Annotated in this window: 1 protein-coding gene; it reads right to left on the bottom strand. The window is 81.1% G+C overall.

Features of this window, described 5'->3' with window-relative positions; all coding sequences use genetic code 11:
• Nucleotides 1–366: AMP-binding protein (locus VR45_RS39195; protein WP_045944738.1), on the bottom strand; the 366-nt coding region annotated here is incomplete at both ends.

Here is a 366-nt window from a genome sequence, read left to right as displayed (position 1 = left end):
GAGCCGGAGGTGTAGATGACGTAGGCGGCGTCCGCCAGGTCCGGGGCGGCGGCCGGGGACGGGGCGGCCTCCGGGCGGGGTCCGCGCACCGGCAGGACGGGCAGGCCCGCGAGGAGTCCCGGCAGCGGCCAGCCCTCGTCGGTGAGGACGAGCCCGGGCGCGGCGTCGGCGAGCATCGCCGCCGTCCGGTCGGCCGGGTACTCGGCGTCCAGCGGGAGCGAGGCGGCGCCCGAGCGCAGGACGGCCAGCAGGGCGACCACGGTCTCCGCCGAGCGCGGCAGGGCCAGGGCGACCACGGTGCCGGGACCGGCCCCGGCCGCCCGCAGCCGCTCGCCCAGCAGCTCGGCGCGGGCGTCCAGTTCGGCG

Origin of the sequence: Streptomyces sp. NRRL S-495, from assembly GCF_000966955.1 — a bacterium.
Lineage (GTDB): Bacteria > Actinomycetota > Actinomycetes > Streptomycetales > Streptomycetaceae > Kitasatospora > Kitasatospora purpeofusca.
Note: the sequence above shows the minus strand (reverse complement) of the source record. Positions and strands in the feature narration are given on the sequence as shown.